The following is a 16,831-nucleotide window of genomic DNA, read 5'->3' as shown; positions in this document are numbered from 1 at the left end:
ATTTTTATTCCTCATTGAATATCCTCACTGCCTATCACAAGATTGATTTTTTGGTTTCAATCGCACGATTAAATCAACATGTGAAATTTCCATACCTTCTGGTGGCTTAGGCAAATTTCTAATAATGGGAGCTTCTTCCAAATTATAAGGAATATCAAGAATACGATTTTCGCCTTCTATATAAAAATGGTAGTGATCAGAGGTATTGGTATCAAACCAAGTTTTTGAGCCTTCTACGGCAATAATCCGTAATAATCCCGCTTCCGTAAATTGATGAAGCGTATTATAAACCGTTGCTAAAGATACAGGTACACCTGCCCTCACCGCTTCCTCATAGAGCTCTTCAGCAGTAATATGACGATTTCCTTGAGAAAAAATCATATGTGCAAGTTCCAACCGCTGACGTGTTGGACGCAGACCATTTTGACGCAAACGTTTTTCTAACATAGAAATGGAATAATATTGCACAATTTTTCCACACTCTTTTGTGAACTGCTGCTCTTCATTCATATCTAAATTGTCTGCACTCACTGACATATTACAAACCCAAATATATTCCTGCTAAATAAGATCAAAATACAAAAAAATGGGAATAGTATGGTGTAATCTTGTATTCCATTTTTAAATAATTACCTATGTAGAATACATAAAAAAAGGCTTTTGTCATTAAAAATGATATAAAATCATTTCCCTCTCTTTAAAATTTGCTCTAAAAGTAGGTTGGGAAAAGCGCAGAAATAGAAATAAAGATATATGCAAATAAATGGAGTAACAATGGCTGAACAAAAGTCTCGCTACACTTATGAAGAGCTTCTAAGCTGCGCTCGCGGCGAAATGTTTGGTAGAGGTAATGCGCAATTGCCAGCACCGCCAATGTTAATGATTCATCGAATCACTCAAATTAGTGAAACTGATGGTAAATACGATAAAGGAATGGTTCGCGCCGAATTTGACATTACACCAGACATGTGGTTCTTTAATTGTCACTTTATAGGCGATCCCGTCATGCCAGGATGTCTCGGACTGGATGGTATGTGGCAATTAACAGGTTTTTTTCTTGGTTGGCTAGGCGAACCAGGCAAAGGAAGAGCAATATCAACAGGTGAAGTAAAGTTATCAGGGATGGTAACTCCACAAACCAAAATTCTTGAATATGAAATAGATTTTAAGCGTATTCGACGTGGAAATTTAGTCTTAGGAATAGCTGATGGGTGGCTAAAAGCAGATGGAGAGACTATTTATAAGGCGAACGATTTACGCGTTGCTTTATTCAAAGAAGATTGAACGTTATTTCCGTCAGAAAGAACTTTTCACTATTCTGTATGGAACGAGGAGGTATGAATGCGTCGAGTTGTTGTAACCGGAATGGGAATTGTCTCCGCAATTGGAAATAACCCTGGAGCTGTTTCAACCAGTTTACGTGAAGCAAAATCCGGAATTTCTTACGCACCTCAATATGCTGAATTAGGCTTTCGTAGCAGAGTTTATGGCAAGCCCGATATTAATATAGAAGAACTCGTAGATCGACGTGCTCTACGTTTTCATGGGCGTGGAACAGCATGGAATCACATCGCCATGGATCAAGCAATTGCTGATGCGGGTCTAGAACCGCATGAAGTGTCGAACGAACACACGGGTATTATTATGGGTTCTGGAGGTGCTTCAACACATTCAATCGTAGAAGCTGCTGACATTACACGCCAAAAAGGTCCAAAACGTGTTGGACCTTTTGTTGTCCCTAAAGCGATGAGTTCTACAGCATCTGCAACATTAGCAACTTTCTTTAAAATAAAGGGGATCAATTATTCAATCTCTTCAGCTTGTGCTACCTCCAATCATTGTATTGGTAATGCTTACGAAATGATTCAATATGGTAAACAGAAGCGCATCTTTGCCGGTGGCTGCGAAGATTTGGATTGGACACTATCTGTTTTATTCGATGCCATGGGCGCTATGTCCAGCAGATATAATGACACCCCTCACAAAGCTTCACGTGCTTATGATGTTAATCGTGATGGTTTTGTCATTGCTGGAGGGGCTGGCGTTTTAGTCCTTGAAGATTTAGAACTTGCTAAAGCACGTGGTGCAAAAATCTACGGAGAAATCGTTGGATACGGTGCGACATCCGATGGACATGATATGGTTGCCCCATCAGGAGAGGGAGCAGAACGATGCATGCGCATGGCTCTTGCAACAGTCAATAATAAAATTGATTATATCAATCCCCATGCGACAGCAACTCCTGTTGGTGATCCTCCTGAGATAGAAGCTATCCGTCGTATCTTTGGAGCAGGTGATCAATGCCCCCCCATTTCCGCTACCAAGTCTCTAACAGGACATTCCTTGGGAGCAGCAGGTGTTCACGAAGCAATTTATACATTGTTAATGATGAATCATAATTTTATTTGTGAAAGTGCCCACATTGAAGAACTTGATCCAGCTTTTGCTGATATGCCAATCGTTCGTGAACGACGTGATCATCAACAACTGAATACCGTATTGTCGAATACTTTTGGCTTTGGCGGTACCAATGCAACGCTTGTTTTCCAACGTTATGTATAAACAAAAGCTCTTAGTAATTGAAAAAAGTACGGTCTTACGGAGAATAATATGAAAGGTTTGATGGAGGGCAAACGCGGCCTTATTATGGGAATTGCGAATGACCATTCAATTGCTTGGGGCATTGCCTGTCAGCTCGCACAAGCAGGAGCGGAATTAGCGTTGACTTATCAAGGAAATGCTTTTGGAAAACGTGTTCATCCCCTAGCAGATAAACTTGGCTGCAAATTAGTGCTAGAGTGTGACGTTGAAAAAAGTGAAAATATTGATTACGTCTTTGAGCAACTTGAAAAAGAATGGAAAACAATTGATTTTATTGTCCATGCCATTGGTTTTTCAGATAAAACTCAGCTAAAAGGGCGTTACGTTGATGTTACAACACGTGAAAACTTTCAACGCACGATGGTTATTTCAGCTTATTCCTTTACTGAAATTGCTCAGCGCGCCGGTAAGCTTATGCCCAATGGAGGAACACTTTTAACTCTTACCTATGGTGCTTCACAGCAAGTTGTGCCTAATTATAACATCATGGGTGTTGCTAAAGCAGCTTTAGAAGCTATGGTACGTTATTTAGCTGCGGACTTTGGTCCTCAAAATATCCGTGTCAATGCGATTTCCGCTGGTCCTGTTAGAACTTTAGCAGGTAATGGTATTGCAGCTGCACGTGCAATATTTTCACATCAACGGCGTAATGCCCCATTACGGCGTACCGTAAATATTCATGAAATTGGAAAATCTGCTCTTTATCTACTCTCTGACTTATCATCAGGTGTTACAGGTGAAATTCATTATGTTGATTCAGGATATAACATCATGTCTATGCCAATACTTGAAGAACTGAAAAAAAGTGACGATTCCCAAGAAGGATAAATTTTATTTCATTGCACTAAAAAATAAAATCAATCATGTGCATAGTGCTTTAATCGGGTATTGAGTACTTTCTCAGCTATATAATAGTGTATTGACTTATAATAATATGACGTAAGGAATATGTGCAAATATTTGTAAGAATAAGTCAATACAAAACCAGATGTACGATGCCCTGTTTCGCAAAATATTTTATAAAAATCCGGAATATTTCTTCAATCCATGGTTGATAAATTTTGTATTTTATGACGTTATTTACCTTACTAAAGCATACGCTTTTGTCGTTGCTTATAAATCAATCCCCAGCCCTCATGCCACCGTAGTTTGAAAAAGAGATTAGAGAATTATTAAAATCCTTAGTTTCAGCTTTTGTGTAGCAAATTGAAAAAAATATTCCTACCGTTTGATTTATTCTTGAAACGCAAATACAATCTAATTTAGGATGAATATGAAGGCGTAAAGAAATCAATCATTAATCTTACTATATTCTTTAATGAAAGCATTTCTTCTAATGTATCAGGTAAAATAGAACGCCCAAAAATACTATAGCTGTTGCTCTTTCATGCATTTTTTTAAAGATATCGCTCAATGCACGCCATTCCATTTCACAATGGTACCTGTAAAACGTATAAAAATCCCTGTGAAGTACATAAAATCCTTTTTTCACCACCATTTTAATGTTTATACAGATGACAAACCGACACCGTCATTTTACTTGCCATGTTCTAATATTGAAACAACACTTGAGATGATTCATTAGAAGTATCTTTAATAATTTTTATCCACATATTAATCTACTTGTGACAAGTAAACGCATATTTTTAATTAATTCAATACAAAAATAAATTATTCATATAAACCAATTTATTATCTTTATAATCAGATTATTCTTTCAGTTTAAATGACAGCCACAAACAAGCACAATAACATTTTTTTCAATCTTAGACTTTCAAAGTTATAATTCCAAAAATCATTTCTTGCATATAAAAAACAGAATTGATATGTGAGAAAATAAAAGGCTTAAATATCTCTACTGAACAGCTTCAAGTACCTAGAGCTGTCTCAACATTGGGGGGTGTAATGATGATCGGCTTCCTCCTTCATAAACGTAAAAATGGGGATGTGCACAATGGCTTTATCGTTACACTATTTACGGTCACCGTCGCGAATTAGACTTGGGAGTTTTAAGAGAGATCTCTTTAAAACAAGCGCGTGAATATATAACAGCAATCGTGTTTTTTTGGGCGTTCTATTTTACCTGACACATCAGGGAAATGCTTTCATTAAAAAATGAGAAAAATAAAGGTGTGAGATAATCTCCATTATTTAAAAGATATTGCTTTAGATAGCGTAAAACTGAATTTAAAAATGATTGTAGAAATGGGAACTAGTTTTCATCTTTAAAATTTCATCTTCTTCCCAAAACAGATTGTCTTCTTGTTTTAAAGAATTACAAAAACAGAGATACACAATATCCCTGCCCCGATATTCTTAGCTTATACGTTATATAAATAAGATGCTTCTACCTAATGAGTCTTGTATTATTCTGTTTGCAAATATCATTGTGAGATGAATTTAAGAGACAATAAAAATATCTTGTTCATTACATTACACAAACATGTGTAAGTGGAAACGGATAATTTATCTTCAAAGAGATAGCTCTTAGACAAAAGCAAAAACTTTTATATTTCAGCCATGTTTCATAAAGAATCGAATGATATGAATCTATAATTTGCTGGAATATGACTGCCTTATACAACCATCAATACAATCTATTTTATATGTCTATCATAGCATGTTTCTATTTTTTATGATTTGAATTATTAAAAAACAGGATATTATTGTATTTCGTCCTTGAGGGCGCGGCTTAATAATGTGTTTGCTGCTTCAGTTATGTTTTTACCACAATAGAGAATTTGATAAATTTGTTCTACAATGGGCATTTCTACCCCAATACGCTGCGCCAACGTATGTACTTCCTTGGTATTCAAGTATCCTTCCACAACCTGACCAATTTGTTTTTCCGCTTCTTTTATATCTATTCCTTTACCAAGAAGTATTCCAAAACGACGATTACGTGACTGATTATCAGTACATGTCAAAACCAGATCACCTAAGCCTGTCATTCCCATAAATGTGGAAAGCTCAGCACCCATAGCCCCCCCTAAACGACTGATTTCAGCTAGTCCTCGTGTGATAAGAGCTATTCGTGCATTTGCCCCAAAACCTATGCCATCTGATATTCCTGCACCAATAGCAATAACATTTTTGACTGCTCCCCCTAATTGAACACCAATCATATCTGAACTTTTATAAACTCTAAAACTTTTGTCACAATGAAAAAGTTGCTGCAATTCTTTACCAAACTCAACATCAGAAGCTGCTATCGTCATTGCAGTAGGCCAACCAATAGCTAGTTCTTGAGCAAAAGTTGGTCCAGAAAAAACAGCTAAAGGAATTTTTTCACCTAAAATCTCACGAGCAACCTCTTGTAAGAAACGTCCGGTACCATGTTCTAAACCTTTTGTCGCCCAAATAACGCGTGAATGCTGATCTAAATAAGGCTGAATATTATACAAAACTTGATGAAATACATGGCTTGGAACAGCGATTAATATATTGTGACTTGCTATTATAGCAGTTTCAAGCGAAGCTTCAAGTAATAAATTGTCAGGAAATCGAATATCGGGTAAATATACTTGATTACAACGTTGTTCCTGTAATTCTTTGATATGTTGAGGACTATATCCCCAAAGTAAAACATTATGACCATTACGGGCAAGAGCTATCGCTAATGCAGTACCAAAAGAACCAGCACCTATAACTGTCATTGCAACGGTTTTCATTAAATTTTCTGATTATTCTCTAAATTTTTGATTTCAATTACATATTATTATTACAAATAATTTTAATGCTATCTTTAATATAAATTCTTTAAATCTAAAAATATTACTGCTTCGTAGCTTTTTTATCTCACACAATATAAAAACTTGTTTCGCACATTCTCTTTCTTTGTAGTAAATTTTACAAACATAACTTTTTGTATATTCTACAAATAGCTATTTGTCTCAAAAATTAAAGATTGACTAAATACCCCACGGACTTTCTCTTTTAAATTAAAAGTATATTCAAAATAATGATACTCATTCCACTGATATCTTGTACTTATCTCCTGCTTTATATCCTACGAATTTCTTCTACGAAGCTGATACATGCCGCATCAGAGCTCCGTAGATATTTCTAACAACTACTCCACAGGAAACTGCGTATTTGGATCTTGCTCCATGGGCATTTCTGAACCAGGTGCTTGATCTACAGGAATTTGCGTACCTAGACCCTGCCCCATGGGCATTTCTGAACCAGGTGCCTGATCTACAGGAGTTTGCGTACCTAGACCCTGCCCCATGGGCATTTCTGAACCAGGTGCTTGATCTACAGGAGTTTGCGTACCTAGACCCTGCCCCATAGGCATTTCTGAACTAGGTGCCTGTTCTACAAGAGTTTGCGTACTTGCACCTTGCTCCATCGAAACCTCTGAGCCCTGTATCTTTTCTGGCTGTTTTCTTACGGATATATCTTTGGTTGATAACTGCTCAGACACTGAAGAATCATCTCTACTTGATATTTCCGGTTCAATAACACGTCCTGAACCACCCATCATATTATAATTCAAATGAGAAATAGCCCACCAAGTTCCCCCAATAATAACAAAAACGCAAATAGCAGCAAACCACAACGCGCTTAAATTCCACTTGGCGTCTGGACCAGAATTCAAGTGCAAAAAGAAAACAATTTGTACTATAATCTGAATAATCGCCATCCCAATAAGATACGCAACCTTTGTACTAACTGCCCAACTTTCCATCATTCCATACATCACAGGAATAAAAGAACCCAAAGTGAAAAATACAGCCAGAATAAAACCAACCAAATAGGAACCAGTACTGGGACCATGTGTTTCATTTTGCACGCTCATCACAACGCTCCTAATAGATAAACCATGGTGAAAACACCAATCCATACAATATCAAGTAAATGCCAAAAAATGGAAAGGCATGCTAAACGTGTCTTATTGTTCTGATCCAAGCCATTACGACGAAGATGAAAAAACATCACAACCATCCAAAGAAGGCCAACACTTACGTGAAGTCCATGGGTGCCAACCAAAGCAAAAAATGCTGACCAATAAGCAGAGAGAATTTCCCGTCCAAAAAGCTGTAAACCTGTTGCAGGATCAATACCCGCATAAGCATTTGGATCGAAATAAAAAACCTCACTCAAAAGTTCATGAAATTCGTAAAGTTCCATACCAATGAAGCAACACCCCAATACAAAGGTAATAGCCATCCATAAACGCACACCACTGATGTTATTTTTATGTGCTTGTACCATTGCAAAGCCATAAGTGACGGATGAAAACAACAAGAAAGCAGTCTCAACCAAAACAAACTTTAAATCTATAAACTCACTGCCCGCTTTACCACCACCATAAGAAGCAGAAAATACAGCAAAACTTGAAAACAGTGTCGAAAACAGGATTAAGTCTGAAAGAATATAGACCCAAAAACCAAACGTCATTACCGAGCTACTATCGTGGTGAAGTTCATCTATAGTGCTCGCGTTATTCATTGTTACAGCACTCATACTATTACTCCTCGTTCTTTAAGAACAGCCGTAAAGGCATCTTCAGTTTTTTGCACTTCTTCAGCTGGAATATAGTAACCATGATGATCACCTGTTAATGAATGACACACAAGCGTTGCGATAAAACCAACCAGTCCAACCGCAACAAGCCACCAAATATGCCAAACAAGCGCAAAACCAACAACTAATGAGAAGAAGCCAGCAATAATTCCAGCCGATGTATTCGAAGGCATATGAATTTTTGTAAATCCACTTGTCGGCCGTTGATAACCACTTTTCTTCATATTCCAATAAGCATCATCAGACTGTATCTTTGGAAGGAGGGCAAAATTATAGGAAGGAGGCGGTGAAGAGGTAAACCATTCAAGTGTACGTGCATCACCCCAAGAATCATTTAATGTTACCGGTAAGTGCCCTTTATGCTTAATACCGTACCAAATCGCCAAAACAACCTGTAGCACGAAACAAAGGATACCAAGTAAGATAATACAAGCACCCAATGCAGCAATAATAAACATCGGCTGCCAACTAGGTTCCATGTAATGCTGAAGACGACGCGTCGCCCCCATTAAACCAAGCGCATAAACGGGAAAAAAGGCAAGGTAAAAACCAATAAACCAACACCAAAAAGATGTAATACCTAGTATGCGATTTGGTTTATAACCAAAAACTTTTGGAAACCAAAATGCAATCCCCGCTAAGTACGCAAAAACCACACCTCCAATAATTGTATGATGGAAATGTGCTATCAAAAAGAGCGAATTATGAAACTGCCAATCAGCAGGAACAATAGATAATAAAACACCTGTTAATCCACCACCAACAAATGTAAAGATCATACCCATGCACCAAAGCATAGGAGGCTCAAAGCGAATCCGACCTCTATACATCGTAAGCAGCCAATTAAAAACTTTTACACCGGTTGGAACTGCAATAATCATCGTAGCAATACTAAAAAAGGTATTTACAGCTTCACCCCCACCCATTGTGAAGAAATGATGTCCCCAAACAAGAAGCGAAAGAATCAAAATAACCAACATGGCCCATATCATTGAAGTATAACCAAAGAGGCGTTTTGAAGAAAAAGTTGATACAACTTCAGAAACAATTCCAAAAGCAGGAACAACCAAAACATAAACCTCAGGATGACCAAAAACCCAAACATAGTTAATCCATACCATCGGATTTCCGCCACCAACATTGGTAAAGAAATTCATGTTCAAATAACGATCACATGCCAAGAGTGCAAATGCTACAGCCAAAACAGGATAAATGACTACAATAAGAACATTGCTGACAAAAGCACTCCAACAAAAAATAGGCATTCTCATCATTGTCATTCCAGGAGCACGCATTTTAATCATCGTTGCAATGAAATTCACTGATCCCATTGTTGTTGCAATACCAGAAAGCTGAAGTGACCATAAATAATAATCTACCCCTGTATCTGGACTCGTTTGCAATTCTGTAAAAGGTGGATACATCAACCAACCACCACGACCAAAATTCCCAACACCTAGGGATATGTTAATCAATATCGCCCCTGCAGCCGTAATCCAAAAACCTAGATTATTTGCAAAGGGAAAAGCAACATCACGCGCACCAATTTGAAGTGGTATAAGATAATTAAAAAGACCAAATAAAATAGGCGTGGCCATGAAAAAAATCATGATCGTACCATGCGCCGAAAAAATTTGATCAAAATGCTCAGGGGGCAAATAACCTGCTGTTTCACTCCCAAGAGCTAAAGCTTGATGCGTTCGCATCATAAGTGCGTCCGCAAAACCGCGAACAAGCATAATAATTCCAAGAACGATGTACATAATACCTATGCGTTTATGGTCAACCGTTGTAATCCAATTTCGCCATAGAATCCCCCACCACCCAAGTACTGTTAGAGCAATAACAGCAATTAAACCAACCAAAACAATCGCAATACATGTATACAAAACGATCGGTTCATGTGCAAGCGCATGAAAAGCACCTGCCGTAGGATCTGTAAGTCTTCCAAACATTTCTCAACCCATTTCAAATGAAATTCAAGTTTAAAAGAAACCTTTGTTAAAAGGGCTCTTTACTTTATTGACTCTGTTAAATAACATCAGGATCAAATACTGAACATAGTGCACCCCATAGCGTCTGAACAGCAGCACGTTTCATTAAATCTTCATTACATACCGTCTTTTCATCGACACATCGATTAACAACACGATAGTAAAGCCGCTTCTCAACAGGTGCAAAATAACGAACTTCAGCATCTTTTTCCTTCGCAGCAATATCACCCATACGAGGCGCAATAGAAAGTTGACGATAAGATGAACGATCAAGTACTCGACCATTAGCCCGAGCTTTTACAATCCAATCCTCAAAATCCTGCAAAGACACAGAATGCCACTTAAACCGCATACCCGAAAAACCATCACCACTATAATTTGCTGAGGCTCCTTTGAATACTCCTTGCTCTTCAGCGACCAAATGCAACTTAGCATTCATCTGCGGCATAGCGTAAAGAACAGTACCCAATTTGGGAACCCAAAAAGCATTGACAGAATTCTCTGACGTCAATTGCAATAAAACTTGACGTCCTTCAGGCGCATAAATCTCATTAATCGATGCAACACCGTATTCAGGATAAATAAAAAGCCATTTCCAATCAAGAGCAACAGCATCAATCTGTAATGGCTTTCCTTCACCTACAACTTCCACTGGAAGAGGATTTGTAGGTTCAAGCTTATAGGTATAATAAGCTGTTAATGAACCTAAAACCATTACAATTACAACTGGAATACCCCACATCAATGCTTCAATTTTATTTGAATGTGCCCAATCAGGAGAATAGTCCGCTTTCATATTCGATGCACGATATTTTATAGCTAAAAATACCACACTCACCATAACTGGGATAACAATACAAAGCATCACCACCACACAAACAACGATCAAAATGAGCTGTTGACGTGCAACATAACCTGATGGCTGCATAACATCAATTTTACAACCAGACAAAAGCAGTGCTCCCCCTAAAATCACAAGCATTTCTAATTGTCTAACAAAGCTTTTCATCTCTATTTACCCCCGTCATACGCACTAAAAACTGTCATAAATATATACCTCACATTGTACAGATTTGAAAATAATTATCAAGAGAATTAAATGCCTATATTACTCTTATTAAACGCTTACTCTTTACCTATCACAATTTAATTGTTTTGCTTAATTGTTTTGCAATATACTCAAGTGCAAACCGATATCCATCACCTCCACACCCAGTTATGATAGCGTCTACACCTGCAGATGTATAAGAATGGTGACGAAAAGCTTCACGCTGATAAATATGAGATAAATGAACTTCTACTTTCGGCCCTGAAAACATTTTTAGGGCATCAAGAAGTGCAACAGATGTATGACTGTAAGCCGCTGGGTTAATGATCAATCCAGAACTTGCCTCTATTGCTTCTTGTATCCATGCTACTAATTGCCCTTCACAATTACTTTGATAAAAATTTATTATGATATCATTTTTTTTTGCCCATTCTCTGCATCTTTTTTCAATATCTTCTAGAGTTTCAGTTCCATAAATTTCTGGCTCACGTTGACCTAGAAAATTTAAATTAGGACCATTTAAAATCGTTATTATCTCTGACATAGCAAGCCTTTTCTTTCAGATCTATCACTTATTAAAAAAATATTTAGCATGTTTTTACGGCAATAAAGCGCCATCCTTAATCTCAAAGAATTCTGCGCGTCCTTTTAAGTCATCAAATAAAAGACGATCTGTTCCTGTCATAAATGTTTGTACAGCTAAATCATCAAGAATATCAAATAGAGCAGCACGTCGATGCGAATCAAGATGGGCAGCCATTTCATCAAGAAGAAGAATGGGAGATCTTTCCGACATCATACCTGTTAGACGTGCATGACACAAAACTAAACCTGTTAGCAGCGCTTTTTGTTCACCTGTTGAACAAGATGTTGCTGCTCTATTTTTATCAGCATAAAAAACCTGCAAATCTGCACGATGTGGTCCTTCTAACGTCCGACCAGCAGCACGATCCATTGCGCGATTATGCCGCAATCGATCACAAAATTGTTCTTCAACTTCAGTTGCTGATATTTCACTAAGAGCTGTTTCTAAAAAACCATCAATTTGCAAAAAAGCTCGTGGAAAAGGTATCTGTGAGGGCATTTGTGTAAACATGTCATTTAAAAGACGAATAACATCAACACGCGCCGCAGAAATAGCTGTCGCCAATTCTGCCATTTGCTTTTCTAAAGCATCAAACCAAGCACAATCTTCATTTCCATCTAAAAACAAACGATTACGTGCGCGCATAGCTCTATCATAATCGGCTATGCGGCGCCTATGCAAGGGATCAATCGCCAAAACCATACGGTCCAAAAAACTACGGCGCTCAAGTGAAGGACCTGTAAAAAGACCATCCATAGACGGTGTTAGGACACTAATATGACAATAATCTGTTAGGCAATCACTCGACTCATTCACACCATTAATATGGACCTTTCGACTGTTATCGCTAACCTCAAAAGCTGTACCAATCTTTACTTCACCATAAAGAGCGCATTCAAGACGCGCAAATACAACAAATCCTCCACCACCACCATCTACAAAGCTAACGTCAGAATAAACAGCACGCCGCAAACCACGACCAGGAGAAAGAAAAGATAACGCCTCTAAAAGGTTCGTCTTACCAGCACCATTATGGCCAGTAAAAACCACATGCTGACCAGAAAAATGAATATTGAAAAAAGAATAATTGCGATAACGTAAAAGCTTCAGCTGCCTCACTGCCACTTTGTGCACATGACTGGCCATGCATTGCAAAACAACTGCCCCTAAACGCGAATAGGCATCAGTACATAGAGCACATTCGCATCATCATTATCACGAATCAGAGCTGGTGCTCCAGCCTCAGCCAACATAAAAACCATCTCATCACTTGAAAGCTGCCCAGCAATATCCAAAAGATAACGTGAATTAAATCCTATCTCAAGCGGTTCAGATGCATAAGTTACTGATAATTGATCTTCTGCACTGCCCGAATCTGGGCTATTAACAACAAGCCTTAACTGTCCATGCTCAATCGTTAATTTAACTGCACGCCCCCGATCACTTGAAATCGTTGAAACACGATCAACTGCAGAAGAAAAGTCCTGCCTATTAACAATTAATTCTTTATCATTTCCAAGAGGGATAACACGTTGATAATCTGGAAATGTTCCATCAATTAATTTTGATGTAAAAATCACAGAGCCTATAGAAAAACGAATTTTTGTCTCCGAAAGCTCTATACATACATCGCTATCATTTTCTTCTGAAAGAAGTTTTTGCAATTCTCCTACAGCTTTACGGGGAACAATAACACCAGGCATTCCCTCAACTCCCGAAGGAGCTTCCATCTCAACTTGTGCCAAACGATGACCATCAGTTGCAACCAAACGCAATTTCAAAACACCATCATTAATAATATGGAAATAAATACCATTAAGATAATAACGGGTTTCTTCAGTAGAAATAGCAAATTGTGTACAATCAAGTAAATGTTTTAAGCCTGATGCCGATAGAGAAAAACGATAACCAAATTGCCCAGGAAGCGACTCTGGAAAGTCTGCCTTCGGAAGACATTGAAGCTGAAAATGTGCACAACCCGAAACAACGGACATTGTACCTGCTTGATTCTCATCGAGGGATAATACAACTTCATTGCTATCAGGAAGTTTTCGAATGATATCATAGAGCAAATGTGCCGGAACAGTTGTTGCTCCAGCTTGTTTAACATTAACTGCAAAAGATTCCATAACCTCTAAATCAAGGTCTGTTGCTTTTAACTGTACACGGACATTTTCTGCATCAATCAACACATTCGATAAAATAGGAACAGTATTACGGCGCTCTACCACACGGTGAACCCGACCAAGAGACTTGAGAAATTGACTGCGATCAACTGTAATACGCATAAAAGCCCCGTATGATTTACTAAAAACTATAAGAATTCCTTAGAATTAAAGAATAGATCCCTTTAGAGAATCGCCTGCTAGAGTTTATTAAACCTCTCTTAAAATGGCAAGTCACTCCTGCATAAGAAAAAATAAATCTTTTCATTAAATTCTTTAAAGTCTCTCCAAAGAAAGAAACGATAAACACTATACAGCCTGTTCTCCAATCAACCGCTTAAGCAACTCAAGTTCCTTAGCCAAGGTCTGATCACCACAAACCAAATCTTCAATTTTACGCACAGCGTGTAAAACTGTTGTATGATCACGCCCACCAAAACGGCGCCCAATTTCTGGCAATGAGCGAGGAGTTAATACTTTTGCTAAATACATTGCAACTTGCCGTGGCTTCACAACCGTACGTGTTCGACGATTAGATAACAAGTCCTGTTTAGAAACATTATAATGGCGTGCTACCGTACGCTGAATTTCTTCAATCCGAATACGCTTAGGTTCACCAGGACGTGTCAAGTGACCTAATAACTCATCAATCCGCTCTAAAGATAAATCAGACTCAAAAGATTGACGAAACAAGAGCTGATTAAATGCACCTTCAATATCACGCCCAGACCCTAAAACCGTTTTCGCAATATATTCCAAGATATCATCAGAAATTGATACCATGCCATCATCTTGTTGTGCCACCTTCAACCGCTGGCGCAACATTTGCAAACGCATTTCATAATCTGGTGCTTCAATTTCAAGAGCGACCCCTCCCTGAAGACGAGAGCGAACGCGAAGATCAAGCGATTCTAATTCTGCTGGTGGACGATCTGCAGCGACAACAACCTGTTTTGCACTATCAAGCAACATATTAAGCAAATGGCAAAACTCATGTTGTATCGACTTACCCTGCAAAAACTGCATATCATCAATAATCAAAAGGTCGATATCACGAAGCTGTTCTTTAAAAGAAAGAGCATCATTATCACGAATAGCTGTTGCAAAACGCCACATAAAATATTCAGCAGTTAAATAAATAACGCGCGCAGACGTTAAACGCTTCAATGCAGAAGCAGCAATCGCTTGAAGCAAATGTGTTTTTCCTAAGCCAACAGATGCGTGAATAAAAAGAGGATTAAAACGTAAGGCACTTTTATGCCCTTCTGCAATGGAACGCGCTGCTGCTAAAGCAACACGATTAGAAGCCCCCTCAACAAAACTTTCAAAAGTATAGCGAGAATCAAGTGGAGATCCAAAAACTCCCGTTTGAGAATTCTTAACTGAATGCTCTGCGCAACTTTCAACAAAAGATGAAGTCGCCTGCTCCTCTAGCACAACAGGAGGAACACTTCTTTTACAAACGACATCTCTTGAAACGCGTTCCATACCACGAACAATAACTTCAACACGAAGAATTGCTGAATTCTCTTGTTTCCATAAATGTGTCAGAAGAGAACCATAGTGATTATTAATCCATGAACGTAAAAAAGCAGTAGGAACAGAAAGCTTTACAAGAGTATGACTATATTCAGCAAGCTTCACACGTCCAAACCAACTGGTATAAGCCTCAACACCAACCTGCACCTTTAATTGCGCCATAACACGTATAAAAGCCGCCGCACTTTCCTCCTCTGAAACAATAGAATGCCCTATAGAAGCATTTCTACAAACGTTCTCATCACTTTCCGTCATCCTATTCTTTATTATGTTCTCTGCCGACAGGATATTTACCGAAACCCTTTTAAAGGAACTAGCTTTAGAGTTCAATTTATCCACCATCTTCCATCCTGATAAAAATAAAATTTTGTCCTGCCAAACAACTAAAATAAATCTAGCGAAGGCAAAACGCCCTACCCCAAATAAGATTACTCACCCTCCCCTAGGATAGCCTCATCACAACCCCACTAACAAAGATGACCAATAAGATTTACTTGCACTCATGATATGACCCACCCTTCTAAAATGGTAAACATATCCATTAAGAAAACTAAAAAACCGTCAGAAAACCTCTCCAACACAAAAGTTTCGAAAAGCCTAAATCAAAACATCTTGTATTCAACAAAATACAGAATAATGCGCTGATGTGACCCCTTCATGCTTCTTAGTCTTCATAAGAACCATACAAAACAGCAGAGGTAAAATGCAAGAGGTCAAAATAAAATCAAAAAACCCGAAAAAAATGCTTATATTAATGAGGACTGAAAAAAATATTGATTCAATTCATTTTTTTTCTCTAAATTTACCAATAATTAAAGAATCTCTTCAGATTTAAAAAAAAAAAATAAAATACTTGACAAAAAAGACTCTGTACAAATCCACAAAGCTTGTGGATAACCATACCTCCCCCTATAAACTTTCTCTCCTTTTTCAAGTGGAGAATCATTATCGATTCTTATTTTCAATAGAAACTTTTTGAAATAATAAACAAAAAGCCAGCATCCTCATGGATACTGGCTTTGTTCTCAATTAAAGGAGAAAAGCTTAAACGCTGAGAGCCTTCAAACGTTTAGCTAAACGCGATACTTTCCTCGCAGCAGCATTTTTATGAAAAACCCCTTTAGAAACTGCACGCATAATTTCAGGCTCAAAATTCTTAAATGCAATCTCTGCAGATGCCTTATCGCCACCCGCTAAAGCATCATCAAACTTACGTATAAAAGTACGAACGCGTGAACGGCGGGCCTTATTAACCTGTGTGCGCGCCGCAACCTTGCGCACCGCTTTTCGAGCAGAAGGTGTATTCGCCATAAATATAATCTCTCTTTCAACACCTTGGTAAAATGAGTCTCAATAACAACTCTACCAA

The 16,831-nt window shown here is 38.1% G+C and carries 14 protein-coding genes; 3 read left to right on the top strand and 11 right to left on the bottom strand.

Annotated features, from left to right (window positions below; translation table 11 throughout):
• Window positions 1–24 precede the first annotated feature (24 nt).
• Window positions 25–537 (bottom strand): iron response transcriptional regulator IrrA, encoded by a 513-nt coding sequence (gene irrA, locus ACFIL7_RS06315; protein WP_375610040.1) that lies wholly within the window; start codon window positions 535–537, stop codon window positions 25–27.
• Window positions 538–774: 237 nt separating this feature from the next.
• Here irrA and fabA point away from each other — a divergent pair, with 237 nt between their 5' ends.
• Genes fabA through fabI form a run of 3 tightly spaced genes read left to right on the top strand, consistent with a single transcriptional unit; the run spans window position 775 to window position 3,429 of the window.
• A complete protein-coding gene (fabA, locus tag ACFIL7_RS06310; RefSeq protein WP_273722474.1) occupies window positions 775–1,284 on the top strand; it encodes a 3-hydroxyacyl-[acyl-carrier-protein] dehydratase FabA in 510 nt (169 codons plus the stop codon).
• Window positions 1,285–1,341: 57 nt separating this feature from the next.
• Window positions 1,342–2,562 carry a beta-ketoacyl-ACP synthase I gene (gene fabB / locus ACFIL7_RS06305; protein ID WP_375634024.1) on the top strand — a complete coding sequence of 407 codons (1,221 nt, stop codon included), beginning with the start codon at window positions 1,342–1,344 and terminating at the stop codon, window positions 2,560–2,562.
• A 48-nt stretch (window positions 2,563–2,610) separates the two neighbouring features.
• Window positions 2,611–3,429 carry an enoyl-ACP reductase FabI gene (fabI, locus tag ACFIL7_RS06300; RefSeq protein WP_375634021.1) on the top strand — a complete coding sequence of 273 codons (819 nt, stop codon included), beginning with the start codon at window positions 2,611–2,613 and terminating at the stop codon, window positions 3,427–3,429.
• 1,835 nt (window positions 3,430–5,264) lie between these two features.
• Here fabI and gpsA read toward each other — a convergent pair.
• The 10 genes from gpsA to rpsT form a co-directional block, all read right to left on the bottom strand.
• The gene (gpsA, locus tag ACFIL7_RS06295; RefSeq protein ID WP_375634019.1) at window positions 5,265–6,272 is read right to left on the bottom strand and encodes an NAD(P)H-dependent glycerol-3-phosphate dehydrogenase; all 1,008 of its coding nucleotides are present in this window, start codon (window positions 6,270–6,272) and stop codon (window positions 5,265–5,267) included.
• A gap of 401 nt (window positions 6,273–6,673) precedes the next feature.
• Window positions 6,674–7,402: a cytochrome o ubiquinol oxidase subunit IV gene (cyoD, locus tag ACFIL7_RS06290; protein WP_375634911.1), complete on the bottom strand. Its 729-nt coding sequence runs from the start codon at window positions 7,400–7,402 to the stop codon at window positions 6,674–6,676.
• Window positions 7,402–8,070, bottom strand: a complete 669-nt coding sequence (locus tag ACFIL7_RS06285; RefSeq protein ID WP_375617543.1) for a cytochrome (ubi)quinol oxidase subunit III — start codon at window positions 8,068–8,070, stop codon at window positions 7,402–7,404. Before ACFIL7_RS06285 ends, cyoD begins: the two co-directional genes overlap by 1 nt.
• Complete coding sequence (gene cyoB / locus ACFIL7_RS06280) at window positions 8,067–10,085, bottom strand: cytochrome o ubiquinol oxidase subunit I (protein WP_375617542.1); 2,019 nt, start codon at window positions 10,083–10,085, stop codon at window positions 8,067–8,069. Before cyoB ends, ACFIL7_RS06285 begins: the two co-directional genes overlap by 4 nt.
• A gap of 76 nt (window positions 10,086–10,161) precedes the next feature.
• Complete coding sequence (gene cyoA / locus ACFIL7_RS06275) at window positions 10,162–11,133, bottom strand: ubiquinol oxidase subunit II (protein WP_375634015.1); 972 nt, start codon at window positions 11,131–11,133, stop codon at window positions 10,162–10,164.
• 130 nt (window positions 11,134–11,263) lie between these two features.
• Window positions 11,264–11,716, bottom strand: coding sequence for a type II 3-dehydroquinate dehydratase (gene aroQ, locus ACFIL7_RS06270; RefSeq protein WP_375632160.1), 453 nt, complete (start codon window positions 11,714–11,716; stop codon window positions 11,264–11,266).
• Between the two features lie 54 nt (window positions 11,717–11,770).
• Complete coding sequence (gene recF / locus ACFIL7_RS06265; RefSeq protein ID WP_375611469.1) at window positions 11,771–12,904, bottom strand: DNA replication/repair protein RecF; 1,134 nt, start codon at window positions 12,902–12,904, stop codon at window positions 11,771–11,773.
• A gap of 20 nt (window positions 12,905–12,924) precedes the next feature.
• Window positions 12,925–14,046, bottom strand: a complete 1,122-nt coding sequence (gene dnaN / locus ACFIL7_RS06260) for a DNA polymerase III subunit beta (protein WP_375633700.1) — start codon at window positions 14,044–14,046, stop codon at window positions 12,925–12,927.
• A gap of 186 nt (window positions 14,047–14,232) precedes the next feature.
• A complete protein-coding gene (gene dnaA / locus ACFIL7_RS06255; protein ID WP_375611430.1) occupies window positions 14,233–15,804 on the bottom strand; it encodes a chromosomal replication initiator protein DnaA in 1,572 nt (523 codons plus the stop codon).
• A gap of 702 nt (window positions 15,805–16,506) precedes the next feature.
• Window positions 16,507–16,773 carry a 30S ribosomal protein S20 gene (rpsT, locus tag ACFIL7_RS06250; protein WP_273790272.1) on the bottom strand — a complete coding sequence of 89 codons (267 nt, stop codon included), beginning with the start codon at window positions 16,771–16,773 and terminating at the stop codon, window positions 16,507–16,509.
• Between the last annotated feature and the right edge of the window lie 58 nt (window positions 16,774–16,831).

This window comes from Bartonella sp. AP3QHHD, assembly GCF_042195765.1.
Lineage (GTDB): Bacteria > Pseudomonadota > Alphaproteobacteria > Rhizobiales > Rhizobiaceae > Bartonella.
The sequence above is the reverse complement of the archived record's forward strand: the minus strand, read 5'-3'. Positions and strand labels throughout refer to the sequence as shown.